The following is a 26305-nucleotide window of genomic DNA, read 5'->3' on the forward strand; positions in this document are numbered from 1 at the left end:
CCGGCGGATCACCGCCGGGCCGTTCGCGTCGCCTGCGTCGACCGCTCGAGGAGGTCGAGCTACTTCTTGCCCTGCGCGGCCACCGCCGCCGCACCCGCGGCCGCAGCCTCCGGGTCGAGGTACTCGCCCGGCTTGGTCGGCATGAAGTCGTCGCCGAGCTCGTAGACGAGGGGGATGCCGGTCGGGATGTTGAGTTCGGCGATGTCCTCATCGGAGATGCCGTCGAGGTGCTTCACGAGGGCCCGCAGCGAGTTGCCGTGCGCGGTGACGAGCACGGTCTTGCCCGCGGCCAAGTCGGGGATGATGCCGTCCTGCCAGTACGGCAGCATGCGCGCGATGACGTCCTTCAGGCACTCCGTGCGGGGCAGTTCGTCGTCGGCGAGGCCCGCATAGCGCGGATCGCCGACCTGCGACCACTCGGCGTCGTCGGCGAGCACGGGCGGCGGCACGTCGAACGAGCGGCGCCAGAGCTGGAACTGCTCGGGACCGTACTTCTCGAGCGTCTCCGCCTTGTCGAGCCCCTGCAGCGCGCCGTAGTGGCGCTCGTTGAGGCGCCAGGTGCGACGCACGTCGATCCAGAGTCGGTCGGCCTCCTCGAGCGCGAGGTCCGCAGTCTGGATCGCGCGGGTCAGGACCGACGTGTGCAGCACGTCGGGCAGCACGCCGTGCTCGACGAGCAGCTCGCCCGCGCGCTTGGCCTCGGCCCGGCCGAGCTCGGAGAGCCGGACGTCGACCCATCCCGTGAACAGGTTCTTCTGGTTCCATTCGCTGTTGCCGTGGCGGAGCAGCACGAGGGTGTGAGGCATGCTCCCAGCCTATGGCCTGCGAGACTGGGTGGCATGCCCACCGGAGTGGTCACGCGCGGCACCACCAACACCAACCGCCTGCGACGGGTGGACCGTTGGATCGCCGCGCAGCCGGCGTTCGCCCGCAGCGCCGACCCGCTCGTGATCGACCTCGGGTACGGGGCCAGCGGCGTCACGGCGTTGGAGCTCGCGACCCGGCTCCGGCGCACGCGGCCCGACGTCGACGTGCTCGGCCTCGAGATCGACCCGGGCCGGGTCGCCACGGCGACCGCGCAACTCGAACAGGTGCGCGCCGGCGCGACGCCGTTCGCGCGCGACCTCCCCGTCTCGTTCGGCCGCGGCGGGTTCGAGGTGCCACTGCCCGCCGGACGCCGGCCGGCCGTGATCCGCGCCTTCAACGTGCTGCGCCAGTACGACGAGTCCGAGGTCGCCGCGGCCTGGGGCCTGATGACCGGGCGACTCGCGCCGGGAGGACTCCTCGTCGAGGGCACGTGCGACGAACTCGGCCGCATCGCCGCCTGGGCGGCCGTCGGGACATCCGGACCCGAGACGTTCACCGTGAGCCTGCGCCTGACCGGCCTCGATGCGCCGTCGATCGTCGCCGAACGGCTGCCCAAGGCGCTGATCCACCGCAACGTCCCCGGCGAGCGCGTGCACGACCTGCTCGTCGCGCTCGACCGCGCCTGGCGCGTGCATGCCCCGCTGTCGGTCTACGGGCCGAGCCAGCGCTTCATCCGCTGCGTCGAGACGCTGCGCGGTGAGGGCTGGCCGGTGCTCGGCGGCGTCCGCAGGTGGCGACTCGGCGAGGTCACCGTCGCCTGGTCGGCGGTGGCGCCGCGCTGACGGATGCCTCGCCACGCGGAAGCCCTGGACCGACCGCAGCACCGGCGCACGGCATCCGGCGCACAGGCAGCCGGAACATGCGTCCGGTCGACGCGACCGTTCAGCGGACGCCGAGGCGCGGGAGCCTCGGCACGTCGATCGCCGCGCCGGCGTCGGCGGGCACGATCTCGACCTGCGCGGCGGCGACGTCGATGCCATGGCTCTCGACGATCAAGTCGAGGTCGGCGGGCACGGCCCTCTTGACGACGGCGAGCGCGATCGGGCCGAGCTCGTGGTGCATGGCGCTCGAGGTGATCCGGCCGACCACCTTGCGCTCGGGCGCTTCGCCGGCGGCCGGCTCCGGGCGCACCTTCTCGCCGACGACCTGCTCGCCCGGCGCGGGCAGCACGGTGTCGCTGCCGTCGAGGTGGAGCAGCACCATCCGGCGCGGGGGCCGGCCGAGGTTGAGCACCTTCGCGACCGTCTCCTGGCCCTTGTAGCAGCCCTTGCCGAGGTCGACCGCGCTGCGCAGCCAGTCGAACTCGTGCGGGATGGCCTTCTCGTCGACCTCGGTCGCGAACCGCGGCCGCCAGGCCGCGATGCGCAGCGCCTCCTCGGCGAGGGAGCCTGCCGCCTCCACCCGGCCCGCGGCGACCGCAGCCGCGGCATCGCCCAGCGAGTCACGGGCCACGATGCGCTCGACCCAGGTCCAGTCCGACGAGGGATGGCTCGCCTCGTGGGAGTACTGGTGGCCGGGGGCACCGCGCCAGGGGTCGTGCCAGTCGAGTGCGACGCCGTTCGGGGCGGCGGCCGGAACCGCGGCGTCGAGCGCGTCGACCGCCATCGCCCCGAGCACCGCCCAGTCGGCCGTCACGTCGGCCACCTCGACCCGGAGCATGAACCGCATCCGGTCGAGGAACGTCGCGAGCGCGGCGGCCTGATCACCCTCGACGACCAGCCACGCGGTGGCGCCGTCGTCGAGGACGTGCACGGCGTGCTCGATGTGGCCGTTGGCGTCGAGCAGCAACGCCTCGGAGCCCTCGCCCGGCTGCAGGCGTGCGACCGCCTGGCTCGCCATCGAGTGCAGCCAGCTCAGTCGGTCGGGACCGGTGACCGTCACGACGCCGCGCGTCGAGCAGTCGACGATCGCGCGCCCCTGCTCCAGGTGCCGCTGCTCGACGATGGGGTTGCCGTAGTGACCGGCCACGCCCACGTCGACACCCTCCGCAGCGACCGCGCCGTGGAGGGAGAGGAACGGGGAGGACATCACTCGGCCTTCGCGAGCCTGGCCGAGGCGTGCGTGCGGAGGTCCTGGCCGAGTGCCGAGACGTCCCAGGCCCACAGCAGGTGCGCGTCGACGAGCCCGTAGAGGCGGGTCGCGGCGGCGTACTCCTTCGCGCCCGAGGAACGGACGACGGCGTCCGTCGCGAGGTCGATGCGCGGACCCTTCACCTGGCCGAGGTACAGCTCGAGCACCCCGCCGGGATGCACGATCGAGACCTCGATGTCGAAGCCGTCGTCGGCGTTGCGGAGCGTCTCGACCTCATCGGCCGTCGTGTATCGCGACGCGCCCTCCGCCGGCAACAGGCCGGGGCCGGGATCGCCCTCTCCGAACGGGCGGGCGAGCCGCCAGTAGCCGCTCTCGGTCGCGAGGGGCTCGGGCTCACCGCCCTCCTCCTCGGGGAACAACCACGCGTACGAGGTGTAGTTCAGGTGCGGGAGGCCGTCATGGCTGAAGCTCACGCGTTGGCCGAACTCGCGCGTGACGCGCTCCTCGCCGATCTTGTAGTCGATGACGCCGGAACCCTCCCAGACCCCGAGGAGCCAGGAGAGCGGGACCAGTTCGGCGGGAAGCCCGACGGGCAGGTCGATCATCGGCTCAGCGCTGACCCTTGAAGAGCTTGTAGACCACGACGCCCGAGACCCAGGCGATCGCGACGCCCGCGAGCCCCAGCAGACCGAGGAAGAAGAGTTCGAGGGCGAGCAGCTCAGACATGGTGCGAGTCTACCCCGCACCGCCGCGGTCGCGAGCGCGCCGGCCCCGCCCGCACCGCCGCGGTCGCGAGCGCGCCGGCCCCGCCCGCACCGCCGCGGTCAGGTCACGACGAGCGGCACGAGCACCAGCGCGGCGAGCGCGCCGATCCCGAGCGCTCCGGCGACCGACCAGCTCACCCGCGCGACGAACCCCTCGGGCCGCCGCGTCGCCAACTGCGCGACGAGCGCCGCCAGCACCGCGAGGCCGAGCACGAAGCCGAGGCGGCCGTAGGCCGCCATCGGGTCCGCACCACCGTCGGCGGCCGCACCGACCACGACGACGAGGCATCCGGCCAGCGCCAGCACCCACACCGCGCCGATCGAGATCGCCGCGCCCGCCGAGCGTGTCATCGGGGCCTCCAGCCTGCCGTGCGTGGACGGCGGTCCGCCGTCCCGTAGTATTGACCGCACCTTACTACTGGAGGGTGTGCGTGGCGCAGCTGTTGATCCTGTCGCCGGCGGCTGACGAAGACGTCCTCCCGGCTCTGTCGCTTCTGACTCACCGGACCCGGGTCATCCCGGCGTCACCGGAGCAGTTGGTGCGCGCACCGGAGTCCGATCTCCTCTTCCTCGACGCGCGGACGAACCTCGCCGGCGCGAAGGCGCTCGCACAGATCCTGCGGACCACGGGCCTGTCCGCCCCGCTCATCCTCATCGTCACCGAGGGCGGGCTCACCGCCGTCTCCCCCGACTGGGGCGTCGACGACGTCGTGCTCGAGCACGCCGGCCCCGCCGAGATCGACGCGCGCATCCGCCTCGCCATCGGCCGCGCGCAATCGGCGCAGCCGTCCGAGCGCATCCAGACCTCGGGAGTGGTCATCGACGAGGCCAGCTACTCGGCCAAGGTCCACGGGCGCCCGCTCGACCTCACGTACAAGGAGTTCGAGCTGCTCCGCTTCCTCGCGGCGCACCCGTCGCGGGTGTTCACCCGCGAGCAGTTGCTCAGCGAGGTCTGGGGCTACGACTACTTCGGCGGCACGCGCACGGTCGACGTGCACGTGCGACGCCTCCGCGCGAAGCTCGGCGACCTCGAGAGCCTCATCGGCACGGTGCGCAACGTCGGATACCGCTTCAACGTCCACGAGGAGGACGAGCAGACGCCCGCGGTCCGCTGACCGACCGCACCGGATCGTCACGAGCGGTTGCCCCGTCGGCAACACCCCCATCACGGGCCGGTGGCATGATGTGGGGATGACCGACACCCTCGACGACGACCGCACCGCGAGCGACTTCGACGACGACTTCGAGCCGTTCGACCTCGAGGGTGCACCCGAACTCCCCGCCGAACGCTACCTCGACCGCGAGCTGAGCTGGCTGGCGTTCAACCAGCGCGTGCTCGAACTCGCCGAGGATCCGCGGCTGCCCGTGCTCGAGCGTGCGAACTTCCTCGCGATCTTCGCCTCCAACCTCGACGAGTTCTTCATGGTGCGCGTCGCGGGCCTCAAGCGACGCATCATGACCGGCCTCGCCGTCCCGACCAACGTCGGGCGTGCGCCGATCGACGTCCTGGCCGACATCTCCCGGAAGGCCCACGTCCTGCAGGAACGCCACGCGCTGGCGTACCAGGAGCTGGTGCGGCCGGCACTCGCCGAGGCGGGCATCCACGTCGTGCGATGGAGCGAGCTGGGAGAGACCGAGCACGCCCACCTGCGCGAGTACTTCGGCGCGCAGATCTTCCCCGTCCTGATGCCGCTCGCGGTCGATCCCGCACACCCGTTCCCCTACATCTCCGGCCTCTCGCTGAACCTCGCCGTCCGCGTGCGCAACAGCCGCACGGGCCGGCAGGAGTTCGCGCGCGTCAAGGTCCCGCAGATGCTGCCGCGATTCGTGCAGGTGAGCGCGACCGAGCACGCCGACGACGCGAGGTACATCGCGCTCGAGGAGCTGATCGCCAACCACCTCGGCGACCTCTTCCCCGGCATGGAGATCCTCGACCACCACGTCTTCCGCGTCACCCGCAACGAAGACGTCGAGATCGAGGAGGACGAGACCGAGAACCTGATCAAGGCCCTCGAGAAGGAACTGCTGCGGCGCCGATTCGGACCGCCGATCCGGCTCGAGGTGACCGATGACATGGACGACCTCACGCTCGGCCTCCTCGTGCGCGAGCTCGACATCTCCGACCAGGAGGTCTACCGCCTGCCGGCGCCGCTCGACCTCGGCGGACTGTTCGACCTGTCGAGGATCGACCGCCCGGAGCTGCACTACTCGACGCAGGTGCCGACGACGAACGCGCAGCTGATGCCGACGGAGCCCAACCGGTCGGTCGACGTCTTCGAGGCGGTCTCGCGCAAGGACGTGCTGCTGCACCACCCGTACGAGTCGTTCGCCACCAGCGTGCAGGCGTTCCTCGAGCAGGCCGCGGCAGACCCGAACGTGCTCGCCATCAAGCAGACCCTGTACCGCACTTCGGGCGACAGCCCCATCGTCGAGGCGTTGATCGATGCCGCCGAATCGGGCAAGCAGGTGCTCGCGCTCGTCGAGATCAAGGCCCGCTTCGACGAGGCCGCGAACATCACCTGGGCGCGCAAGCTCGAGAAGGCGGGCGTGCACGTCGTGTACGGGCTCGTCGGCCTCAAGACGCACTGCAAGCTCGCGCTCGTGATCCGCCAGGAGCGCGGGCAGCTCCGCCACTACAGCCACATCGGCACGGGCAACTACAACCCGAAGACGAGCCGCATCTACGAGGATCTCGGCCTGCTCACGGCCGACGACCAGGTCGGCAAGGACCTCACCCGCCTGTTCAACGAGCTGTCCGGGTACGCCATCGAGAAGAAGTTCAAGCGACTCCTCGTGGCGCCGCTCCACCTGCGCAAGGGCCTGCTGAAGCTCATCTCGGCGGAGACCCGCAACGCCGAGGCCGGCAAGCCGAGCGGCATCCGCATCAAGGTGAACTCGATGGTGGACGAGGCGATCATCGACGCGCTGTACCGCGCGTCGAACGCGGGCGTGCCCGTCGAGGTCTGGGTGCGCGGCATCTGCAGCCTCCGGCCGGGGGTCGAGGGACTCAGCGAGAACATCCGCGTCCGCTCCATCCTCGGGCGGTACCTCGAGCACTCCCGGATCTTCGCGTTCGCGAACAACGGCGACCCGCAGGTGTACATCGGCTCCGCCGACATGATGCACCGCAACCTCGACCGCCGGGTCGAGGCGCTCGTGCGCCTCACCGACCCCGACCACCTCGACGAGATCGAGGCGAACTTCGACCTCGCCCTCGATGAGGGAACGGCTTCGTGGCACCTCGCCGGCGACGGGACCTGGACGAGGCACTCGAGCGACGCGGAGGGGCATCCGCTGCTCGACCTGCAGGAGTCCCTGATGCGCCGCGTCGCCCATCGCAGCCGACCCGGGAAGCGGCGATGAGCCGCGCGGTGGTCGAGGAGGCGGTCTTCGCCGCCGGGGCATTGTGCTGGCGGCTCATCGAGGGACGTGTGCACGTGCTCGTCGTGCACCGCACCGCCTACGGCGACGTCACGATCCCCAAGGGCAAGGTCGACCCCGGCGAGACGCTGCCGCAGACCGCGGTCCGCGAGATCGCCGAGGAGACGGGCCTCGCGATCGCACTGGGGGTCCCTCTCGGCGAGTCGCGCTACACGATGCCGAGCGGCCGCGACAAGGTCGTGCACTACTGGGCGGCCGAGGTGAGCGAGCAGGCCGTGCAGCGCTCGACGTTCCGGCCGAACGCCGAGATCGCGGCGGTCGAGTGGGTGACCGTCAAGCGGGCGCGCTCGTACCTGAGCTACGAGCCCGACGTCGCGATCCTCGACGCGTTCGCGAGGCTCGTCGACGAGACCGTGACGACCACGTTCCCGTTGCTCGTGGTGCGGCACGGAAAGGCGGTGTCGCGCTCGGGCTGGGAGGGCGCCGATCCCGGCCGGCCGCTCTCGGCGACCGGCGTGGCGCAGGCTGCCGCCCTCGTCGAGACCCTCACGGCCTGGGGGCCCCGACGCATCGTGTCGAGTTCCGCGGTGCGATGCGTCACCACGGTGACGCCGCTCGCCGCGGCGACGGGACTGCGCATCAGGCGCGACGACGGCATCAGCCAGGAAGCCTGGGAATCCGGCGACGACGAGGTGCGCCGTGTCGTCGGCAAGCGCGTCAGGGTCGGCAAGCCCGCCGTGCTGTGCAGCCACGGCCCGGTGCTGCCCGGAATCCTCCGGGAGCTCGCCCTCGCGACGGCGACGCCGTTCGGCGCCTACATCGACGACGCCGCCGCGCTCGAACCGGGTGCCTTCAGCGTCGTGCACGTCTCGGCGACGAACCCGAGCTCGGGCATCGTCGCCGTCGAGACGCACCCGGCGCCGACCCTCCGGATGTCGCGCACCGCCTGAGCACCTCCCAGGGCACCCGACCCGGGGCATCCGCTCGTTCACCTCCGTTCACCTTCCGTTCACCGTCCTAGCGCAAGCTCGTCACTCGAGCCGCTTAGCGTCGCAGTCGGGCCGAGCACCGGCCCGCAACCTGCAATCGGACCCCGGAAGGGAATCACGTGAACCTCAAGCGTTTCGGCGTGCCTGCCGTCATCGCCACCGCAGCTGTGCTCGCGCTCAGCTCCTGCGCCTCCAACGAGTCGGGCGCCACCACCGAGGAGTCGGCCTCGTCCCTCTCGGGCAACCTCGTCGGCGCCGGCGCGTCGTCGCAGGACAGCGCGCAGCAGGCGTGGATCGCCGCGTTCCAGACCGCGAACCCCGAAGTCACGATCGACTACGACCCCTCGGGGTCGGGCGCAGGCCGCGAGACGTTCCTCGAGGGCGCCAGCGACTTCGCCGGCTCGGACCGTGCGTTCAACGACGAGGAGCTCGCCGAGGGCGGCTTCGCGAAGTGCGCCCCCGACACCGACATCGTCGAGCTGCCGCTGTACATCTCGCCGATCGCGGTGATCTTCAACCTCGAGGGCGTCGACTCGCTCAACCTCGACGCCGCGACCGTCGCGGGCATCTTCGCCGGCACGATCACCACGTGGAACGATCCCGCGATCGTCGCGCTGAACGAGGGCGTCGAGCTCCCTGCCACCGCGATCACGCCGGTCCACCGCTCGGACGACTCGGGCACGACCGAGAACTTCACCGAGTACCTCGGTGCGACCGCTCCCGACGTCTGGACCCACGAGGCCGACGGCGTCTGGCCGATCGAGGGCGGCGAGGCCGCACAGGGCACCTCGGGCCTGGTCGACGCAGTCACCAACGGCACCGGCACCATCGGCTACGCCGACGCGTCGCGCGCCGGCGACCTCGGCACCGTCGCGATCCAGGTCGGCGACGAGTTCGTCCAGTACTCGCCCGAGGCCGCCGCAGCCATCGTCGACGCCTCGCCGCTCGCCGAGGGCCGTGCCGCCGGCGACCTGGCGATCGAGATCGACCGCACCTCGACCGAGGCCGGCGTCTACCCGATCGTCCTCGTGAGCTACCTCATCGCCTGCCAGGAGTACGCCGAGCCCGACAACGTCGAGCTCGTGAAGTCGTACCTCTCGTACATCGCCAGCGCCGAGGGCCAGGACGCCGCGGCGACCGACGCCGGTTCGGCCCCGATCTCCGACACGCTGCGCGAGCAGGTCGTGGCGGCGATCGACTCCATCAAGTAAGCAGGCAGGTGCCCGGCCCGGTGCTCCGCGACGGAGCCCGGGTCCGGGCACCGACCCGTACCACCCACCGAGCTCCAGCAGCACCGACGAACCGAGGAAACCCGACCAGATGAGCACCGCTCCCGCACCGATCAAGGCGAAGATGCGCCTCGGTGACCTCGTCTTCTCGCGGTCGGCGCTGTTCGCCGGCTCGATGATCCTCGTGACGCTCGCCGCGGTCGCGATCTTCCTCGTCGTGCAGTCGATCCCCGCGCTCTTCGCCACGAACGAGGACGCGTCGATCCTGCCCACCAACTTCTGGGAGTACGTCGGCCCGCTGGTATTCGGCACCATCTGGGCAGCCGCACTCGCGCTGCTCATGGCGGTGCCGGTCTCCATCGGCATCGCGCTGTTCATCTCGCACTACGCACCGCGGCGGCTCGCGTCGGTGCTCGGCTACGTCGTCGACCTGCTCGCCGCTGTGCCCTCGGTCGTCTTCGGCCTCTGGGGCATCGGCGTGCTGGCGCCGGCGATCGTGCCCTTCTACGCCTGGCTCAACGAGAACCTGGGCTGGATCCCGCTCTTCGCCGGGGACGTCACCGCGACGGGCCGCACCATCCTCACCGCGGCGGTCGTGCTCGCCGTGATGGTGCTCCCGATCATGACCGCGATCTGCCGCGAGGTCTTCCTGCAGACGCCGGTGCTGCACGAGGAGGCCGCGCTCGCGCTCGGCGCCACCCGCTGGGAGATGATCCGGATGGCGGTGCTGCCGTTCGGCCGCCCCGGCATCATCTCGGCCTCGGTGCTCGGACTCGGCCGCGCGCTCGGCGAGACCATGGCCGTCGCGATGGTGCTCTCGGCCTCGCACGTGATCACGTTCGAGCTCCTGACCTCCGTCAACCCCACGACGATCGCCGCGAACATCGCGCTGAGCTTCCCCGAGGCGTACGCGCTGAACGTCAACGTGCTCATCGCCACCGGCCTCATCCTCTTCATCGTCACCTTCGCGGTGAACGCGATCGCGCGCTGGATCGTCGACCGCCGCAAGGAATTCTCGGGAGCGAACTGATGACCGTCACCACGACTCCGCCCGAGACCGGCCGGAAGCCCGCCGCCGCCCCCATCTCGAACTCCTTGACCGCCGGACGCCTGCCGACCGGTGCGCCCTGGTACATGCTCGCCGCCACGCTCGCCGTCTCCGCCGTGCTGTTCGGCGTGATCGCAGCCGGTTCCGGCGAGTTCAACTGGGTCGGCATGATCCTCCTCGGCGCCGTGCTGTACGTGCCGATCGTGTGGATCTTCTCGTCCGTCGTCGAGGGTCGCCGCCGGGCGACCGACCGCCTCGTCACCGCGCTCGTGACCGGCGCGTTCCTGCTCGCGATGATCCCGCTCATCTCGGTGACCGTGACCGTCGTCAGCCTCGGGCTCGCCCGCTTCGACGCCGACTTCTTCACGATGTCGATGCGCAACGTCACCGGCGAGGGCGGCGGCGCGCTGCACGCGATCATGGGAACGTTGCTGATGACCGGCACGGCCGCGCTCATCTCGATCCCGATCGGCCTGATGACCTCGATCTACCTCGTCGAGTACGGTCGCGGCAAGATCGCGCGCGGCATCACGTTCCTGGTCGACGTGATGACCGGCATCCCGTCGATCGTGGCCGGCCTGTTCGCCTACGCGCTGTTCGCGCTCATCTTCGGTCCGGGCGTGCGCCTGGGCATCGCCGGCGCCGTCGCATTGGCGGTCCTCATGATCCCCGTCGTCGTGCGGTCGAGCGAGGAGATGCTCCGCCTCGTGCCCATGGAGCTCCGCGAGGCCTCCCTCGCCCTCGGCGTGCCGAAGTGGCTCACGATCGTCAAGGTCGTGCTGCCGACCTCGATCGCCGGCATCACGACCGGGGTCATGCTCTCGATCGCCCGGGTCATCGGCGAGACCGCGCCGCTGCTCATCGCCGCCGGCTTCACGCAGAGCATGAATTACAACCTCTTCGACGGCCGCATGCAGTCGCTGCCGGTGTTCGTCTACACGCAGTACGCCAACCAGGGCAACCCGGCCGAGGCGTACCTCGACCGCGCGTGGGCCGGTGCGCTCACCCTGATCCTCATCGTCATGGCGCTGAACCTCATCGCGCGCCTCGTCGCGCGGTACTTCGCGCCCAAGTTCGGCCGTTGAGCCGGCAGTAAAGGAAACCCGTGTCCAAGCGCATCGAAGTCAACGACCTCAACGTCTACTACTCGAAGTTCCTCGCAGTCGAGGGCGTGTCCCTCGACATCGAGCCCCGCAGCGTCACCGCCTTCATCGGGCCGTCGGGCTGCGGCAAGTCGACCTTCCTCCGCACCCTGAACCGCATGCACGAGGTCATCCCGGGCGCGCGGGTCGAGGGCGAGGTCCTCATCGACGGCAACGACCTCTACGGCCCGGGCGTCGACCCGGTGCTCGTGCGCCGTCAGGTCGGCATGGTCTTCCAGCGGCCCAACCCGTTCCCCACGATGTCGATCAAGGACAACGTGCTCGCGGGGGCGCGTCTGAACAACCGCCGGATGTCGAAGTCGGAGGCCGACGAGCTCACCGAGAAGTCGCTGCGCGGGGCGAACCTCTGGAACGAGGTCAAGGACCGGCTCGACCGACCCGGCTCGGGCCTGTCGGGCGGCCAGCAGCAGCGCCTGTGCATCGCACGAGCCATCGCGGTCTCCCCCGAGGTCATCCTGATGGACGAGCCCTGCTCGGCGCTCGACCCGATCTCGACGCTCGCCATCGAGGACCTCATCGAGGAGCTCAAGCAGGAGTACACGATCGTGATCGTGACCCACAACATGCAGCAGGCGTCGCGAGTGAGCGACCGCACCGCGTTCTTCAACATCGCCGGCACCGGCAAGCCCGGCAAGCTGATCGAGTACGCCGACACGACCACGATCTTCTCGAACCCGTCGGTGCAGGCGACCGAGGACTACGTCTCCGGCCGCTTCGGCTGATCCGCCGACCGGGTCGCGCCGGCAGGGTCGCCCCGGCCAGCGGCCCGCACGGCGGAGACGAACGGATGCCCCGGAGCTCGTGCTCCGGGGCATCCGTGTCTCTCGGGATCGGCGTCGCGGTCAGGCGGCGCCGATCAGTGCGTCAGGCGATCAGCATGCGCCCTGCAGCGCCCACGGTCCCCACTGCTCGGCACCGGGGACGTTGTTCTGCGTCCACCACTTGGCCTTGTAGACCGAGCCCTGGTGGCTCACCGTCGCGCCGCCGCTGTAGGCCGTCGACGCGTTCCACGCGGCCGTCGAGCAGGTGCCAGGGTCGGTCGGGTCGGTCGGGTCCGTCGGGTCGGTCGGGTCGGTCGGGTCGGTCGGGTCCGTCGGGTCCGTCGGGTCCGTCGGGTCCGTCGGGTCGGTCGCGCACGGGCCGATGAGCGCCCAGACCGCGGCGGAACCGGGCGTCTCGCCCTGCGTCCACCACTTCGCCGCGTACTCGGAGCCGTCGTGCGAGACCTTCGCACCGCCCGTGTAGGTGCCCGAGGCCGTCCACGCGGCCGCCGTGCAACCCGTCGGGTCGGTCGGGTCGGTCGGGTCGGTCGGGTCCGTGGGGTCGGTCGGATCCGTCGGGTTCGTCGGGTCGGTCGCAGGACCCGTCGGCGCCGCGCGCAGGCCGTCGGCGAGGAGGCCGACGAGCTCGCCCTCACGGTCGCCGTCGAGCTCCCACCACATGCCGCCGCCGAGGCCCTTCGAGACGATGTAGTCCTTCTTCAGCGCGATCGTCTTCGGGTCGTCGATCGACCACCAGTTGGTGCCGTCGAAGCGCCAGGAGGCCCCGACCGCGGCGTCGTGGTAGCCGGTGCCGACGTTCTTCAGCTTCGAGTAGTCCTCGATGCCGGCCTCCCAGGTGCCCGCAGCGGCACCGGTCGCCGCGCCCCAGGGCGCCTGCGAGCTCGACTTCCAGCCGCGGCCGTAGGCCGCGAGGCCGAGACCGAGCTGCTTGGGCGCGATCCCCGCGGTGAGGTACTTCTTGACCGCCTTGTCGACGCTGAACTGCTGCGACGCCGAGCGCGTGTCGGCCGGGTCGTCGTAGAGGTTGATCTGGTGCCCCGTCAGCGACGGGTTCCACGCGCCGTGCAGGTCGTACCCCTGGACGTTGCCGAAGTCGAGGTACTGGAACAGCTCGGGGTCGTTCCAGCCCCCGGCGTCGATCACCGACGGGCTCGCGGGCAGGAACGCCGAGAGCTGGTAGTCCTTGCCGGTCGTCGCGCCGTAGGCGTCGAGCTGGGTGCGGAACTCCTTGAGCAGCAGCTTGAAGTTGCCCTTGTCGTTGACCGGATCGACGTGGTTGCCGACCTCGCCGTCGTTCGAGCCCGGCCACTCCCAGTCGATGTCGATGCCGTCGAAGACGCCCGCCGCGGCGCCGGCGCCACCGCGTCCGTCGATCACGGGCAGGTTGCCCTTGATGTAGAGGTCGATGCAGCTCGACACGAACGCCTTGCGCGTGGCATCCGTCGCCGCCGCCTTCGAGAAGTTCTTCGACCAGGTCCAGCCGCCGATCGACAGCATGACCTTGAGGTTCGGGTGCTTCTGCTTGAGCTGCTTCAACTGGTTGAACGATCCGGCGAGCGGCTGGTCCCAGGTGTCGGCGACGCCGCCGACCGAGTTGGCCGCGGTGTAGCCCATGCCGAAGTCGGCCCACGCGTCGCCGGCGCCGTCCGAGCCGTTGGGGCCCGTGCCCTGGGCCTTGTTGGCGATGAAGCACTTGAGCGTCTGGTGGTGGATGTTGCCGAACGCGTAGTTGATGTGGGTGAGGTCCGCCGCGGCGCCCGAGGTCTCGAGCTGCTTGAGCTTGTAGTCGCGGCCGTAGACGCCCCACTGGGCGAAGTAGCCGACGTTCCGGTAGCCGTTGACGCCGCTGGGCGCCTCCGGCTCGGCGGCCTGGGCGCTCGCCGCGCCCATGCCGGCGAGTCCGGCGACGAGTGCGCCGGTCGCGATGGCCGCGAGCACGCGACGGATGCCGCGCCTCGGTGGTGTCTTCTGCATGCACATGCCTTCGTGGTCGGGGTGACGTGTCGTTCACCCTTGGAGGAACGGGGTGCGGTGCACCCGTGGACGTCCCCACGCTAGGAAGCCGGGGTCGGCTGCGGCGTCCGCGGGAACCACATGATCGGCATCCGGCCGCGTACGTGGAAGCACGTACGGGCGGGGATCCGAGGATCCCCGCCCGTCGTGCCCGAGCGCCGCGTCAGCGGCCCCCGGTGCGGTTCATGCCGGCGTCAGCAGGTCACCGGGTCGCCCCAGACCGCCGCCGAACCCGGCTGGTCGCCCTGCGTCCACCACTTCGCGGTGTACGTCGAGCCGCCGTACGACACCTTCGCGCCGCCCGTGTAGACCGCGGTCGCGCTCCAGGCGGTCGCCGTGCACGTGCCGGTGCCGCCGCCGGTGCCGCCGCCCGACCCCGTCGAGGGCTCGACGACCGTGGCACCTCGCGGCAGGTCGTGCAGCGCCGCGTACGTCTCGGACCCGACCTTCACGCGGAGGTTCGAGATCTCGGTCATCGGGAGCCGCCACGACAACTTGGTGTACGCGCTGCCGTTCGCGGGGATCCCGCCTGACGGCACCTTCAGCGTGTACGTGTGGAAGTCGCCCTTGAGACCGCCGACGTTGCTGCCGGTGTGGTCGCTCGAGACCTTCGTGATGCCCCAGCCGTTCTGCTCGCCCATCGCGCCGGTGTCGCTGGTCGCCGTGTCGAACGTGATCGTGGAGCCGGCCGGGATCGCGGTGTCGGAGTTGTTGACGAACGTGACCCGCGGGTTGATCGGGTAGTTGTTGTCGCCCAACGCGAACTCGGTGTACTCCACGCCGAGGTCGATCGCCTTCGTCGGCATCGCCACGTTGGCCTTCGTCGCGTCGTACGGCTGCGAGGCCGCGAGCGTGTCGTGCAGGAGCCCGACGAGCGTCGAGCCCATCTCGTACTGCCCCTTCTGCGCGTTGTACTCGTAGTCGCCCGCGAGCTCCCAGATCATCGCACCGCCGATCCCGTTGTCGGCGATGTAGTCCGCCTTCGCCGTGATCGCCTGGTCCGAGTCGCCGGAGAGGAAGGTCTTCGTCGAGGCATTCCACCACCACTCGGTCTTCGTGGTCTGGTCGAAGTGGTGCGTGTACGTGCCCGTGATGGTGGTCGGGGCGCCGTACGAGGCGGTGTAGTCGCCCACGACGCCCTTCTGCAGGTTCAGCACGTGCCAGATCGGGTTCGCACCGGCGCCCACCTCCGCGCCGGTCTTGTCGAGGTCGTGCCACAGGTTGTTGATGCCCGTGGCGCCGTTGCCGCACTTCGACGTGCCGCCGATCGTCGGACCGGTGCCCGGCGGGCACTTCGCCTGGTCGGCGAGGGGCGCCTTGCCGTACAGGCCGTTGGTGCCGCCCTGCACGTCGTCCCAACCGCGCGTGTAGAAGGGCACGCCGAGGTTGATGCGGCCCGCCGGCATCGCGCCGCGGAAGTAGTGGTACGCCCAGTCGGTGTTCAGGTACCCGATGTTGCTGTAGGCACCGTAGACGCCGCCCGCGGCGAGCTCGGGGTCCTTGCCGTCGTCGAACAGCGGACCGTTGCCGCCCACGTAGTCGTTCCACGACCCGTGCAGGTCGTAGCTCATGATGTTGACGTAGTCGAGGTACGGCGTCACCTGGTAGACCTCCGCGCCGCGCAGCAGCCAGCCGGATGCCGGTGCCGCGACGGTGAGCAGGTAGTGGGTGCCGTCGGCCGCACCCGCGCGGTCGAGCTTCTCGCGCAGGGTCTTCATGAGCGACTCGTAGCCGGCCCACAACTTGGCCCGACGCGGCTCCGAGAACGAGAAGTCGTCGGGGCTGCCCGCCTTGCCGTTGCTGTTGGCGTACTCGTAGTCGATGTCGACGCCGTCGAACCCGTAGGTGCGGATGAACGACACCGCCGACTCGGCGAATGCGTCGATCTTGGCCTGCGAATCCGTCAGCGTGTAGAAGCCGCCGTCGGCGACGCGAGCGCCGGACCCGTCGAAGTGTCCTCCGGTCTCGGCCCAGCCGCCGACCGAGACGAGCGCCTTGACGCCGGGGTTCTGCTTCTTGTACTTCGTGAGCAGGTTGAAGTGGCCCTTATAGGGCAGCGCCGGGTCCATCTCGGCGCCGGCGACGCCGGGCCAGGTCATGTCCGTGGACGCGTTGCCCGCGACGGTCTGGTTGACCGAGACCTTGCCCTGCCCGTCGATGTGGGCGAACGCGTAGTTGATGTGGCTGAGCTGCTTCCACGGGATGTCGTTCGCGAGGTAGCGCGGCTGGCCGTTCGCGCCGGTGCGCCAGTTGGTGAAGTAGCCGATCACCCGGTGCTCGAGACCGTTGGGCAGCTTCTCACGGCCCTGCTCGTCGTAGATCGTGCAGTAGGGCACGTCCACGCCGGGGGTCTGGTACAACCCGTCGGGGCGGCACTTCTCGTCGGGGTTGCTCGTCCAGGGGGTGCCGGTCGCGGGCGGCTCGGTGGCCGGGGCGTCGTCGCCGGCGGCGTCGTGGCGGGGGCTCGGTGGCCGGCGGGGTCGTGGCCGGCGGGTCGTGGCCGGCGGTGTCGTGGGCGGCGTCGTGGTGCCGCAGGCGCCCTGCGAGGCCCACGGACCCCACTGCTCCGCGCCGGGCACGTCGTTCTGGGTCCACCACTTGGCGGAGTAGTTCGAGCCGTCGTAGGAGACCGCCTGGCCTCCGGTGTACACGGTCGTCGCGTTCCACGGCGTGGCGCAGTCGGGGGCGGCGTTCGCTGCTGCGAGCGGCACGAGCGCCGTCCCGAGCACCGCGAGCCCGAGGGCGACGGCACCGACGCGGAGTCGGTGACGCAGCTTGCCTGTCGGTCGCATGGGAGTCCTTCGTCCAGTGAGAGCCGGCGCGGCTGCGCACGGCACCTGAGAACCTAACGACGGCCCCCGCGGCTGCGCGTCCGCACATCCACGCATACGCAGGACTACGTACGCGGCGCGGCTCCATGGATCCCGGCGGGCGTGCCTCGGTGTGCGAGCACCGCGAGCTCGACGCGCGAGTGCACGCCGAGCTTCGTGAACACCCGCCCCACGTGCACCTCGACGGTGCGCACCGACACGAACAGCTCGCCCGCGGCTTCCCGGTTCGAGGCGCCCCTCGCGACCAGCATCGCGACCTCCAGCTCGCGTTCGGTGAGCAGGTCGGCCCACCGTTCGCGGCATCGGCGCAGCGGGTCGGATGCCTCGGCGGCCTCGAGCGGTGCGGGTCCGGCGCCCGGCGCGGCCGACGCCCCCGACCCGTCCGGCCGGGTGGACGACTGCCGGACGGGTTGCGGGCCGGCAGCGGCCGGGGCGGGCTCTCGCGGCAGTTCGTGGAGCCGGCGCGTCACGATGCGCTGCCACGGCCCGACGCCGCTCTCGCGGAATAACCCCTCGGCCAGCACGAGGTGGCGGAGGGCCGCTCCCGTCGCCCCCGCGGCCACGCAGGCCTCGCCGAGCAGGAGCTCCGCACGGCCGCGTTCATACGGCGACGCGATCGCCCGTACCTCCTCGGCGAGCCCGGTGAGCTCGGTGGCGCTGCCCGCAGACACGACACGTCGGATCCGAGCCCGTGCGACGCGAGCGGCGACGGCGTCCGCGGGCAGTCGCTCGACCCCGGCCACGCCCGGCTCGGCGCCGGCGACCTCGTCGACGTCGGTGAGGTACAGGATGCCGCCGTCGATGGAACGCCGGCGCTCCCCCGCGAGGGCGAGGAGCGCACGCGCCTCGATCGGGCGTCCGTCGACGAACGCGATGAGTGCACGGTCGACCTGTTCGGCCACGCGCCGGGGGACCGAACCCGATGCGGGGTTCGCATCGTCGATCGCGGCGGCGAGCACGCCGACGGTGCCGTCCGCGAGCAGGTCGAGTCGGCGGGCGAGCGCGGCGCCGAACCCGCCGAACGCCAACCCGACCGGCAGGTCGGCCGCTGCGCGTGCGAGCCCCTCCGCCGCGCAGTCCACCGCTCCGGCCCATAGCCGGACGACGGCGGCGACGACCTCGCGGCAGGCGCGCGCGAGCGGTGAGCGCACGTCGCCGTCGCGTTCGCTGCCGAGCCGGTCGCGCAGGCGTCGCAGCGCGGCATCCGTCTCCCCCGCGAACGCGAGTTCGAGGGACTCGGTCAGCGTGCGCACCTCGGCGAGCGGCCGGCCGTCGGCCGGCATCGGTCCGAGGTCGTCCGACGGATCCGGTGAGATGCCGAACACGGCGCACCACCCGCGGGCCGAGCTCCAGGCGGTACCCGCCGACCCGAGGGCCGCACTCGCGGCATCCGTCGGTCCGCCCGTGCGCGCCCCACCCACTGCTCCGACCGCGTCTGCGGCTCGCACGAGCCGCGCGAGATCGGCGAGCCGGCGACGCGCTGCGACGGCCTCACCCCATTCGGCATGCAGGCACGCCGCGATGGCGACGGCGTGGGCGAGCGCGCGCAACCGGTCGACGGAGTCGGTCTGCGCGGCGGCGTGGAGCCGGAGGTCGAGCGCATCGTCGGGCACCTGTCCGGTCGCGATCCCGACCGCGTGGACGAATGCCGGCAGTGCGGGCAGCTCGACCGCCGGGTCGTCGGAGTCGAGCGCCTCCGCGAGTCGCTCGACGGCCTCGTCGACGATGCCGAGGTGCAGTGCGGCGATGCCGGTGAGGCAGAGCGCCGCGCCTCGCGCCCGGCCTCGCGCATGGCTCGCCGCCTCACGGGCCACGGCATGCGCGCGCTCGGGCTCGCCGATCGCGTCGGCGGCCGCGGCGATCGCGAGCAACGGCTCCACGAGCTGCGGGTCGCCTTCGAGGGTCGAGAGCGCCCGATGCCAGACGGCGTCGTCGCCGTCGCCGATCTCGTGGTGCGCGGCGGCCAGCGCGGCGTGCACGTCCGTGCGTTCGGCCAGCGTCGCCCGCCCGTGCACCCAGATCCGCATACGCGGGTCGGCGAAGGTGAAGTGGCCCGCGACGAGAAGCAGGTGACGGCTGACCTGCCCGTCGAGGAGGTCGGCGATCGAGCAGTCGGCCGCCGCGAGCAGCACGTCGGTGCGGTCACCGACCGAGACCGCGGCCGTGAGCAGGACCCGGCGTTCCCAGTCCGCGAGTTCGCCCGCCTGCCCGTCGAGCGCACGTGCGATCGCGGGTACGACGGGGAGCGGGTCGGGCAGGGCGGTCCGGCCGAGTCGCTGGCTCGGCCGGAGCGCCCTGGCCGTCTCGAGGACGGCTTCGGCATCACCGGCGACGGCGAGGCCGATCCGAGCCGCGATGTGCGGCACCACGACCAGGTCGTGTCGGGCGAGGAGCTCGAGGATCTGCACGGTTCCCTCGACCGCGTCGCTGTCGCGGGTCGGGCGGGCGACCTTCGATGTGGAACGTGACTCTGCAGTGCTCATGCTGACTCCGCTCGCTTCATCGACGTGGCGTGCGAATATGTTAGCAAACTTTACAAAGCCGACCTAGACCATTCGCCCGACGTTCACGCAAGCCCCCGTTGACGGGGCAAGCCGGAGCCCGAACGCCGCGCGAGTCAGTCGCGGGGCGTCAGCAGGTAGGCGTTGAACGCAGCCGTCTCCGCCGCGTCGTACGGCATCGGCCGGTCGTCGAGGGCCGTGATGCCCGCAGCGAGTCGCACGCTCGACACCAGCCACGCGGCATCCGCCGAACGAAGGTCGGCCACCGGGATGTCGCGGTATTCGACCTGTCCACCGATGGCCGCCAGGTGCTCGAAGAGACTCTGCTGGGTCGTGCCGTGCAGGATCGCGCCCGATGGCGCGGGTGTCGAGTACACGCCGCCGCGGCGCAGGATCACGCTCGACGTCGGCCCCTCCATCACGTAGCCGTCGGCGGAGACGAACACGGCGTCGTCGGCCCCGCGGCGCTTCGCCTCCCGGATCGCCGCCATGTTGACCGCGTACGAGAGCGTCTTCGCGCCGAGCAGGAGCCACGGGGCGCGCTCGGCTGCCCCGCGGTCGTATCCGCGATCGAGCGTCACCGCCCGGATGCCCTGCTCGCGCGGGCCCGACTGATCGGCGACCGGCGACGCGGCGAGCCACGCGGTCGGCGCCGGCCCGTGCTCGACACCCCTGCTGAGCACCAGCTTGATGCCGAACTCCCCGGTCGCCGGGATCCGTGCGAGCGCGGTCGCGATCGCCGCCTCCCACTGCACGAGGTTCGGTTCGGGCAGGTCGCAGATGCGCGCGGAGTTGCGCAGCCGCTCGAGGTGGGGACGCACCTCCTGCGCGTGCCCGTCGACGACGCCGATCGTCTCGAAGATGCCGTCGCCGCGCTGCGTCGACAGCTCGCCGACCCGCAGCGCCGGCTCGGCCTGGTCGACCTCGCGGAACGTGCGCTCCAGGTCGTCGACGGATGCATCGGCGGGCAGCGGTTCGATGAGCAGCGTCACGGTCGCGGGCATGCCTCGATCGTACGTGCTCGGCGGATGCCGTCGTCCACTGCGGGGAGGGCGGACATGAAGATACCGGGCCGCAGAAACGCCTCTCGGCGGAAGGTGCAGCCCAGCCCGCTCCGAACCGCGGACATGAAGACCGCGGACATGAAGATACCGGGCCGCAGAAACGCCTCTCGGCGCGAGGCCGCTCGAAGCGGCGAGATTTGGAGCCCGGGGTTACTGCGGCCCGGCACGAAAGAGTCTAACGGAGTCGACCCCGGACCTATTCCCGGGCCGCGGCGACGATTCAGTCGAGCGAGTCGTGTCGCCAGAGGCGGGCGCACGACGACAGTTCGTCGGCCAGTTCGGTCAGCCGCAGCGCCCGGCGGGTGAGCTCCGCGGGGCGGTCGGGGTTCACGGCGTCCGAGGCATCCGCGTCGTCGGCGAGGTCGGCGTATCCGGCGGCGGTGACCCGGCAGAAGGCGGCCGCCCGGTCGAGCGCGACGGCGAAGTCGCCCGCGAACACCCCGTGCAGGATGGTGTCGGCGAGGTCGCGGACCTCGTCGGGGCCGGTCGGGATCGCGGCACCCGCGACGACCTGGTCGATCGTGTGCGACACCTCGGTGCCGCGCTGGAATGCGAGTCCGGTGCCGGTCGCGTCCTGGCGGATGAGGGTGCGCAGGAGGTAGATGCGCCAGAGGGCTCCGGGCAGGCTCCTCGGCGACGAGTTCGCCCAGAGTTCGGCGATGGTGTCGATGCCGTGCGTGTCGGCGTAGGAGACGAGTCGGCGCACGACCTCCGGGTCAGGGTCGGCGCGCACCCTCGAGAGCAGGGCTGCGGCGGTGTCGTGCGCGATGCGGCTGAGGGCGGCGGGGTCGTCGCCGCCCTGGATCGCGTCGAACATCCCGGGCGGGAACCTCGTCGGACGGTGGAAATCGGCGGCCATTCGCGACAGGATACCCCGGCGGCCCGATGGTGCCCCCCGTCAGGCTCGAACTGACGACCCGCGGATTAAAAGTCCGCTGCTCTACCAACTGAGCTAGAGGGGCTCGACGTCGATTCTTCCATGCGCACGGCGGGCGGAACGAACGCGCTGCCGCCGGGGTGACGACGGGGTGGGCGATCCGACGGATCGCGGGCCGGACCGCGTCCTGATCAGGCGGCCGGGACACCGCCCGACGGGAGCCGTCCGGAACCGTGGAGGCGGGCGCTCCCGCCGATCCCCTGTTCTCGATCGACGGCTCCCGTCACGGCGGCTCCTCCCCAGGATCCCCTTCCGCACAGCGATGTGCGGTGCATTCACCGTAGGCGACGACGGCGCCGGACGCCAGACCTGAATGCCGATCCGTTACCCCGCGTTCACGGGGTGTTCGTCCGGTTCCGCCGCTCAGTCGGCGATCCGGCGGAGCCCCGCCATGAGCGCGATGCGATCGGCGGATGCCTCGGCCAGCGGCGTGACCGCGAGCGTGGTCACCCCGGCCTCGCGGAACGCCGCGACCCGGTCGGCGACCTCCGCTGCCGAGCCGATCAGCGAGATCGCGCGGACGAGGTCGTCGGGTACGGCGGCGATCGCCTCCGCCTTGCGTCCCTCCAGGTAGAGGTCCTGGATGACGCGTGCGTCGTCGGCGAACCCGTAGCCGGCCACGAGGTCGTTGTAGAAGTTCTTGCCGCGGGCCCCCATGCCGCCCACGTAGAGCGCCAGGTTCGGCTTGACCGCGGCGATCGCACGCTCGACGAGTTCCGGACGTTCGCTGATCGCGAGCGCCGGGTTCGCGAACACGTCGAGGGCTCCCAGCGCCGGGTCGCGACGGCCACCGCCCGCGGCGAGCGCGTCGCCCCAGACGCCGGCCGCGCGCTCGGGGTGGAAGAACATCGGCAGCCAGCCGTCGGCGATCTCCGCGGTCTGCTCGACGGACTTCGGGCCGAGGGCGGCGACGGTCACGGGGATCCGGTCGCGCACGGGGTGGTTGATGAGCTTGAGCGGCTTGCCGAGGCCGGTGCCCTCGCCCTCGGGCAGCGGGATCCGGTAGTGCCGGCCGTCGTGCACGACCGGCTCGCGGCGCCAGACCTGACGGCAGATCTCGATGAGCTCGCGCGTGCGGCCGAGCGGTGCGTCGTAGCGGACGCCGTGGAATCCCTCGATGACCTGCGGCCCGGAGGCGCCGACGCCGAGCTCGAACCGGCCCCCGGAGACGAAGTCGAGCCCTGCCGCGGTCATCGCGGTGAGCGTGGGGGTGCGCGTGTAGAGCTGCAGGATGCCCGACATGAGGGTCATCCGCTCGGTTCGGGCGGCGAGGAAGCCCAATTGGCTGACCGCGTCGAACGAGTACGCCTCGGGTACGACGACCAGGTCGATGCCGGATGCCTCGAGCTCGGCGACCTCGTCGGCGGCTTCGCGGAACCCGCCCGCATAGTTCAGGAACATCCCGACGCGCATGTCACTCCTCATCGTGCGGCATCGCGCCGGCGCGCGAGCGCTTCCGACCCTAACCGATCGGCGAGCGCGATCGATCCCGGTCGCGGGAGCGGTCTGGGCGTCGTCCCAGCCGGATGCGAGAGGGTGGTGCCATGGGTTGGAGCCTGCTGCTCGACATCGCGCTCGTCGTGCTGCTCGTCGGTGCGCTCGTCAACGGCTACCGCGCGGGGATCCTGCGCACCGCGGCGGGGCTCGCCGGCCTCGTCGCCGGCGGCATCGCCGCGTTCTTCCTGATGCCGTGGGTCGCCTCGTTCGTGCCTGCGCCCGAGTGGCGGGTGGCCGCGGCGACCGCGACGGCGGTCGTGCTGCTCTCGGTCGGCGCATCGCTCGGAGCCGTGGTCGGACGGGCGCTTCGCAGGGGTGCCGACGCCGTCAAGCTCGGGGTCGTCGACCGGCTCCTCGGTGCGGTGGGCAACCTGCTCGTCTCGGCGTTCGTGATCGGGCTCGTGGCATCCGGCGTCGCGACGCTCGGCGTCCCGGTGCTGTCGCCCGCGGTCGCCGGCTCGTGGGTGGTCCGCGGCATCGACCAGCTGACGCCGACCCCGGCGAAGGCGTTCATGGCCGAGGTCCGCACGGCGGCCGTCGGCGGCGCACTCCCCTGGATCGGCGAGGTGCTCGGCGGGCCGACGGTGGCCCCCGACCTGCCGCAGGTGTCGGTGGACGACCCCGAGCTCGCGGTCGCGTCGGCGTCGGTCGTGCGGATCACGGGCACGGCCTTCGAGTGCGGAAGCACCATGTCCGGGTCGGGCTTCGTCGTCGCCGACGACCGCGTGGTCACGAACGCGCACGTCGTCGCGGGAGTCGACGAACCCCTGATCGAGGTGCCCGGCGGCGGTGCGCGCGCGGGGAGCGTCGTCGCGTGGCTGCCCGACGTCGACCTCGCGGTGATCGCGGTGCCCGGCCTCGATGCGGATCCCATCCCGCTGGCCGCCGAAGCGCCTCCCGGAACGGCATCGGCCGTCGCCGGGTATCCGTTCGGCGGGCCGTTCCAGCTCCGTCCCGCCGAGGTGATGTCGACCGGCGCGCTCACGATCATCGAGGACGGCGAGCGTTCGACCCGCGACGTCACGACGATCGCGGCCCAGGTCGACCACGGCAATTCGGGCGGGCCGGTGCTGAACCTCGACGGCGAAGTCGCGGGCGTGGTCTTCGCCCGCAGCGAGCAGGTCGACAACGTCGGCTACGCCGTGCCGCTGGCGACGCTCGCACCGCTCGCCGCCGCGTCACCGGGCCTCGCCGACCCGGTGGACTCGGGCTCCTGCGCGGGCTGAAGCCGCGCGACCGCCGCCGCACCCCTCACGAGGTTCGGATGAACGCACGAACCTCGGAGGTTTCCGCGGGAAGGCTCCGAACTACGCGCGATGCTCCGGACTTCGAGCGAGACCCGCGTCGCGCCGCCGCCGCTACTCGGCGGCGGTGAATCCCCGGAAGCGGATGCCCCAGCTCGCGCGCCACTCCTCGCCCGGGTCGAGCAGCCGGAGGCCGCGGCCGGAGTTGAACGCCTCGGCCGGCGCCGTCATCGGTTCGACGGCGATCGCCTGCTGTCCGTCCTCGCCGGGGAACTCGCGCGTCGTGTACACCTGCACGTACCCGAACTCCTCCTCGGCCCAGACGGCGACCTCACGGCCGTCGGGTGCCGTGAGGGTGTGCTCGATGATGCCGTCGTCGTCGGCCGCGAGCTCGCCGAACGCATCGTCGAGCTGCACGTCGCCCACGCGGCGCCCCTCGCGGAAGTCGAATCCGGTACCGTCGACGGGCACCTCTCCCGTCGGGAGCAGACGGTCGTCGACCTCGATGTGGCTGGACGCGTCGAGGCGCAGCACGAGGTCGTCGGTGGACACGCCGCCGATCTTGACGAACGGGTGGGTGCCGACGGCGACGGGCGCGGCCTCGCCGCCCTGGTTCTCGAGGTAGTGGGTGACCTTCAGCCCGTCCGCGACGAGTTCGTACTTGACGGCGGTGCCCAGCGTGTACGGGTAGCCGAGTTGGGGGTACACGGTCGCCGCCAGGGTCACCGAGTCGCGTTCGCGCTCGACGACCCGGTACTCGGCGTAGCGCAGCAGTCCATGGATCGCGTTGTCGAGCTTCGGTTCGGTGATCGCGAGCTGGTGCACCTCGCCGGACTCGTCGGTCCATCGACCGTCGCGGATGCGGTTGGGCCACGGCACGAGCACGATGCCGGCGCCCGACGGCGGAGTGCGGTCCTCGGCGTACGGCGGCACGAGGTCGACGCCGTCGATGGTGAGGGTGCGGATCGCGGCGGCGACGGCCGTGATGGTCGCGCGGAGTTCGCCGCTCGCGGTGGTGGTCTCGAGGTCGAACTGTTCGCCAGTGGGCAGCGTCATGGCACCCAATCCTAGAGGGATCGCCGCGGCCGGAATCGCGCGCGCCGGGATCGCTCAGGCGTCGCGGCCGGCGAGCCGGACCGTGAGTCCGCGCTCCTCGAGTTCCTCGACGAGCACGTCGGGCGCTGCGGTATCCGTGATCAGGAGGCCGAAGGCGTCGACGGGTGCGATCCGCCCGAGATGGACCTCGCCGAGCTTCGCGGCGTCGGCGACGACGACGGCGCGGGCCGCCGATCGGAGCATGAGCGCCTTGACCTGCGCCTCCGGAAGGTTCGCGTTCGTGACGCCGAGGGTGGCATCGACGCCGTTGCATCCGATGATCGCGAGGTCGACGTGCACCTCGTCGAGCATGGAGCCGGCGAGCGGATGCACGAGCGAGTGCTGCTTCGGACGCAGCGTGCCGCCGGTCACGACGACGGTGAAGCGCGGGATCTCGGGCTCGAGCTCGAGCGCGATGGAGAGCCCGTTGGTGAAGATCGTGACGTCCTCGAGGTCGGTGCGGGCGCGCAACGCCCTCGCGACCTGGAGGGTGGTCGTGCCCACGTCGAGGATGAGGCTCTGGCCGCTGCGCACCATGGCCGCCGCCGCCGCGCCGATCGCGCGCTTCGGGCTGACGCTGGTCGCGAGCGCCTCCTCGAAGGTGGGTTCCCGCTCGGGCCGGGGCGCCTGGTCGAGGAGGGACCGCGCCGCGGAGCCGGTCGGGGCGGCGGGCACGGCGCCACCGTGGACCCGCCGGATGCCGCCCGCCCGCTCGAGCGCGTCGAGATCGGCCCGCGCGGTGACGGGAGTCACGCCGAACGCCGCGGCGAGGTCGGCGACGCGGACGAAACCGCGCTCGGTCACGAGCGCGAGGGCGAGGTCCCTGCGCCCTGCGGCGTCCACCGGTTCGGCCATACGGCCATTGTCGT

General features: G+C 71.4%; 21 protein-coding genes and 1 tRNA gene. 9 read left to right on the forward strand and 13 right to left on the reverse strand.

The genetic code is table 11. The features are described from left to right. Window positions 1-59: 59 nt before the first annotated feature. Window positions 60-806: a phosphoglyceromutase gene (locus tag ELQ40_RS13180; RefSeq protein ID WP_127794100.1), complete on the reverse strand. Its 747-nt coding sequence runs from the start codon at window positions 804-806 to the stop codon at window positions 60-62. A gap of 33 nt (window positions 807-839) precedes the next feature. Here ELQ40_RS13180 and ELQ40_RS13185 point away from each other — a divergent pair, with 33 nt between their 5' ends. Beyond that, window positions 840-1649 (forward strand): class I SAM-dependent methyltransferase, encoded by an 810-nt coding sequence (locus ELQ40_RS13185; RefSeq protein ID WP_127794101.1) that lies wholly within the window; start codon window positions 840-842, stop codon window positions 1647-1649. 100 nt (window positions 1650-1749) lie between these two features. Here the strand turns inward: ELQ40_RS13185 and ELQ40_RS13190 are convergent, their stop codons facing one another. From ELQ40_RS13190 to ELQ40_RS19130, 3 genes are all read right to left on the reverse strand, one after another. After that, window positions 1750-2895, reverse strand: a complete 1146-nt coding sequence (locus tag ELQ40_RS13190) for a folate-binding protein YgfZ (protein ID WP_127794102.1) — start codon at window positions 2893-2895, stop codon at window positions 1750-1752. Continuing rightward, complete coding sequence (locus ELQ40_RS13195; protein WP_127794103.1) at window positions 2895-3503, reverse strand: FABP family protein; 609 nt, start codon at window positions 3501-3503, stop codon at window positions 2895-2897. Before ELQ40_RS13195 ends, ELQ40_RS13190 begins: the two co-directional genes overlap by 1 nt. Before the next feature lie 219 nt (window positions 3504-3722). Further along, complete coding sequence (locus ELQ40_RS19130) at window positions 3723-4013, reverse strand: hypothetical protein (protein WP_127794104.1); 291 nt, start codon at window positions 4011-4013, stop codon at window positions 3723-3725. A gap of 80 nt (window positions 4014-4093) precedes the next feature. On the opposite strand from ELQ40_RS19130, the gene ELQ40_RS19135 reads away from it, so the two are divergent. The 7 genes from ELQ40_RS19135 (at window position 4094) to pstB (ending at window position 12194) form a co-directional block, all read left to right on the forward strand. After that, window positions 4094-4777: a response regulator transcription factor gene (locus ELQ40_RS19135; RefSeq protein ID WP_127794105.1), complete on the forward strand. Its 684-nt coding sequence runs from the start codon at window positions 4094-4096 to the stop codon at window positions 4775-4777. Between the two features lie 76 nt (window positions 4778-4853). Continuing rightward, entirely contained in the window at window positions 4854-7025 is a 2172-nt protein-coding gene (locus ELQ40_RS13210; protein ID WP_127794106.1) for an RNA degradosome polyphosphate kinase, read from the forward strand. After that, on the forward strand, window positions 7022-7993 hold the full coding sequence (locus ELQ40_RS13215; protein WP_240665794.1) for an NUDIX hydrolase: 972 nt from the start codon (window positions 7022-7024) through the stop codon (window positions 7991-7993). The genes ELQ40_RS13210 and ELQ40_RS13215 overlap by 4 nt, the downstream gene beginning before the upstream one ends. A 158-nt stretch (window positions 7994-8151) precedes the next feature. After that, a complete protein-coding gene (locus ELQ40_RS13220) occupies window positions 8152-9243 on the forward strand; it encodes a phosphate ABC transporter substrate-binding protein PstS (RefSeq protein WP_127794107.1) in 1092 nt (363 codons plus the stop codon). 109 nt (window positions 9244-9352) lie between these two features. Continuing rightward, entirely contained in the window at window positions 9353-10291 is a 939-nt protein-coding gene (gene pstC / locus ELQ40_RS13225) for a phosphate ABC transporter permease subunit PstC (RefSeq protein ID WP_127794108.1), read from the forward strand. Further along, window positions 10291-11394, forward strand: a complete 1104-nt coding sequence (gene pstA, locus ELQ40_RS13230; RefSeq protein ID WP_127794109.1) for a phosphate ABC transporter permease PstA — start codon at window positions 10291-10293, stop codon at window positions 11392-11394. The genes pstC and pstA overlap by 1 nt, the downstream gene beginning before the upstream one ends. Window positions 11395-11414: 20 nt before the next feature. Further along, window positions 11415-12194 (forward strand): phosphate ABC transporter ATP-binding protein PstB, encoded by a 780-nt coding sequence (gene pstB / locus ELQ40_RS13235; RefSeq protein ID WP_127794110.1) that lies wholly within the window; start codon window positions 11415-11417, stop codon window positions 12192-12194. Window positions 12195-12344: 150 nt separating this feature from the next. Here the strand turns inward: pstB and ELQ40_RS19145 are convergent, their stop codons facing one another. The 7 genes from ELQ40_RS19145 to ELQ40_RS13270 all read right to left on the reverse strand — a co-directional run bounded on the left by ELQ40_RS19145 (window position 12345) and on the right by ELQ40_RS13270 (window position 23013). Beyond that, entirely contained in the window at window positions 12345-14228 is a 1884-nt protein-coding gene (locus ELQ40_RS19145; RefSeq protein WP_127794111.1) for a glycosyl hydrolase family 18 protein, read from the reverse strand. 233 nt (window positions 14229-14461) lie between these two features. After that, a complete protein-coding gene (locus ELQ40_RS13245; RefSeq protein ID WP_205649344.1) occupies window positions 14462-17059 on the reverse strand; it encodes a glycosyl hydrolase family 18 protein in 2598 nt (865 codons plus the stop codon). A 104-nt stretch (window positions 17060-17163) separates the two neighbouring features. Continuing rightward, window positions 17164-19581 carry a helix-turn-helix transcriptional regulator gene (locus ELQ40_RS19160; RefSeq protein WP_127794112.1) on the reverse strand — a complete coding sequence of 806 codons (2418 nt, stop codon included), beginning with the start codon at window positions 19579-19581 and terminating at the stop codon, window positions 17164-17166. A gap of 134 nt (window positions 19582-19715) precedes the next feature. Continuing rightward, on the reverse strand, window positions 19716-20603 hold the full coding sequence (locus ELQ40_RS13255) for an aminodeoxychorismate lyase (RefSeq protein ID WP_127794113.1): 888 nt from the start codon (window positions 20601-20603) through the stop codon (window positions 19716-19718). 280 nt (window positions 20604-20883) lie between these two features. Further along, the gene (locus tag ELQ40_RS13260; RefSeq protein WP_127794114.1) at window positions 20884-21522 is read right to left on the reverse strand and encodes a DNA-directed RNA polymerase subunit beta; all 639 of its coding nucleotides are present in this window, start codon (window positions 21520-21522) and stop codon (window positions 20884-20886) included. Window positions 21523-21549: 27 nt separating this feature from the next. Further along, window positions 21550-21625, reverse strand: a tRNA-Lys gene (locus ELQ40_RS13265). 338 nt (window positions 21626-21963) lie between these two features. Further along, window positions 21964-23013: an LLM class F420-dependent oxidoreductase gene (locus tag ELQ40_RS13270; protein WP_127794115.1), complete on the reverse strand. Its 1050-nt coding sequence runs from the start codon at window positions 23011-23013 to the stop codon at window positions 21964-21966. A 131-nt stretch (window positions 23014-23144) separates the two neighbouring features. Between ELQ40_RS13270 and ELQ40_RS13275 the strand changes: the two genes are divergently transcribed. Then, window positions 23145-24323, forward strand: a complete 1179-nt coding sequence (locus ELQ40_RS13275; RefSeq protein ID WP_127794116.1) for a MarP family serine protease — start codon at window positions 23145-23147, stop codon at window positions 24321-24323. A gap of 132 nt (window positions 24324-24455) precedes the next feature. Here ELQ40_RS13275 and ELQ40_RS13280 read toward each other — a convergent pair whose 3' ends face one another. Continuing rightward, window positions 24456-25397 carry an aldose 1-epimerase family protein gene (locus tag ELQ40_RS13280; protein ID WP_127794117.1) on the reverse strand — a complete coding sequence of 314 codons (942 nt, stop codon included), beginning with the start codon at window positions 25395-25397 and terminating at the stop codon, window positions 24456-24458. A 54-nt stretch (window positions 25398-25451) separates the two neighbouring features. Beyond that, entirely contained in the window at window positions 25452-26291 is an 840-nt protein-coding gene (locus ELQ40_RS13285; RefSeq protein WP_127794118.1) for a DeoR/GlpR family DNA-binding transcription regulator, read from the reverse strand. Window positions 26292-26305 lie beyond the last annotated feature (14 nt).

The organism is Agromyces sp. LHK192 (genome assembly GCF_004006235.1).
Classification (GTDB): Bacteria; Actinomycetota; Actinomycetes; order Actinomycetales; family Microbacteriaceae; genus Agromyces.

What these genes read in the sequence shown, in the direction of transcription:
- ELQ40_RS13180 (WP_127794100.1), bottom strand. Translation starts at nt 806, where the DNA reads ATGCCTCACACCCTCGTGCTGCTCCGCCACGGCAACAGCGAATGGAAC.
- ELQ40_RS13185 (WP_127794101.1), top strand. Translation starts at nt 840, where the DNA reads ATGCCCACCGGAGTGGTCACGCGCGGCACCACCAACACCAACCGCCTG.
- ELQ40_RS13190 (WP_127794102.1), bottom strand. Translation starts at nt 2,895, where the DNA reads ATGTCCTCCCCGTTCCTCTCCCTCCACGGCGCGGTCGCTGCGGAGGGT.
- ELQ40_RS13195 (WP_127794103.1), bottom strand. Translation starts at nt 3,503, where the DNA reads ATGATCGACCTGCCCGTCGGGCTTCCCGCCGAACTGGTCCCGCTCTCC.
- ELQ40_RS19130 (WP_127794104.1), bottom strand. Translation starts at nt 4,013, where the DNA reads ATGACACGCTCGGCGGGCGCGGCGATCTCGATCGGCGCGGTGTGGGTG.
- ELQ40_RS13210 (WP_127794106.1), top strand. Translation starts at nt 4,854, where the DNA reads ATGACCGACACCCTCGACGACGACCGCACCGCGAGCGACTTCGACGAC.
- ELQ40_RS13215 (WP_240665794.1), top strand. Translation starts at nt 7,022, where the DNA reads ATGAGCCGCGCGGTGGTCGAGGAGGCGGTCTTCGCCGCCGGGGCATTG.
- pstC (WP_127794108.1), top strand. Translation starts at nt 9,353, where the DNA reads ATGAGCACCGCTCCCGCACCGATCAAGGCGAAGATGCGCCTCGGTGAC.
- pstA (WP_127794109.1), top strand. Translation starts at nt 10,291, where the DNA reads ATGACCGTCACCACGACTCCGCCCGAGACCGGCCGGAAGCCCGCCGCC.
- ELQ40_RS19145 (WP_127794111.1), bottom strand. Translation starts at nt 14,228, where the DNA reads ATGCAGAAGACACCACCGAGGCGCGGCATCCGTCGCGTGCTCGCGGCC.
- ELQ40_RS13245 (WP_205649344.1), bottom strand. Translation starts at nt 17,059, where the DNA reads ATGCGACCGACAGGCAAGCTGCGTCACCGACTCCGCGTCGGTGCCGTC.
- ELQ40_RS19160 (WP_127794112.1), bottom strand. Translation starts at nt 19,581, where the DNA reads ATGAGCACTGCAGAGTCACGTTCCACATCGAAGGTCGCCCGCCCGACC.
- ELQ40_RS13255 (WP_127794113.1), bottom strand. Translation starts at nt 20,603, where the DNA reads ATGCCCGCGACCGTGACGCTGCTCATCGAACCGCTGCCCGCCGATGCA.
- ELQ40_RS13260 (WP_127794114.1), bottom strand. Translation starts at nt 21,522, where the DNA reads ATGGCCGCCGATTTCCACCGTCCGACGAGGTTCCCGCCCGGGATGTTC.
- ELQ40_RS13270 (WP_127794115.1), bottom strand. Translation starts at nt 23,013, where the DNA reads ATGCGCGTCGGGATGTTCCTGAACTATGCGGGCGGGTTCCGCGAAGCC.
- ELQ40_RS13275 (WP_127794116.1), top strand. Translation starts at nt 23,145, where the DNA reads ATGGGTTGGAGCCTGCTGCTCGACATCGCGCTCGTCGTGCTGCTCGTC.
- ELQ40_RS13280 (WP_127794117.1), bottom strand. Translation starts at nt 25,397, where the DNA reads ATGACGCTGCCCACTGGCGAACAGTTCGACCTCGAGACCACCACCGCG.
- ELQ40_RS13285 (WP_127794118.1), bottom strand. Translation starts at nt 26,291, where the DNA reads ATGGCCGAACCGGTGGACGCCGCAGGGCGCAGGGACCTCGCCCTCGCG.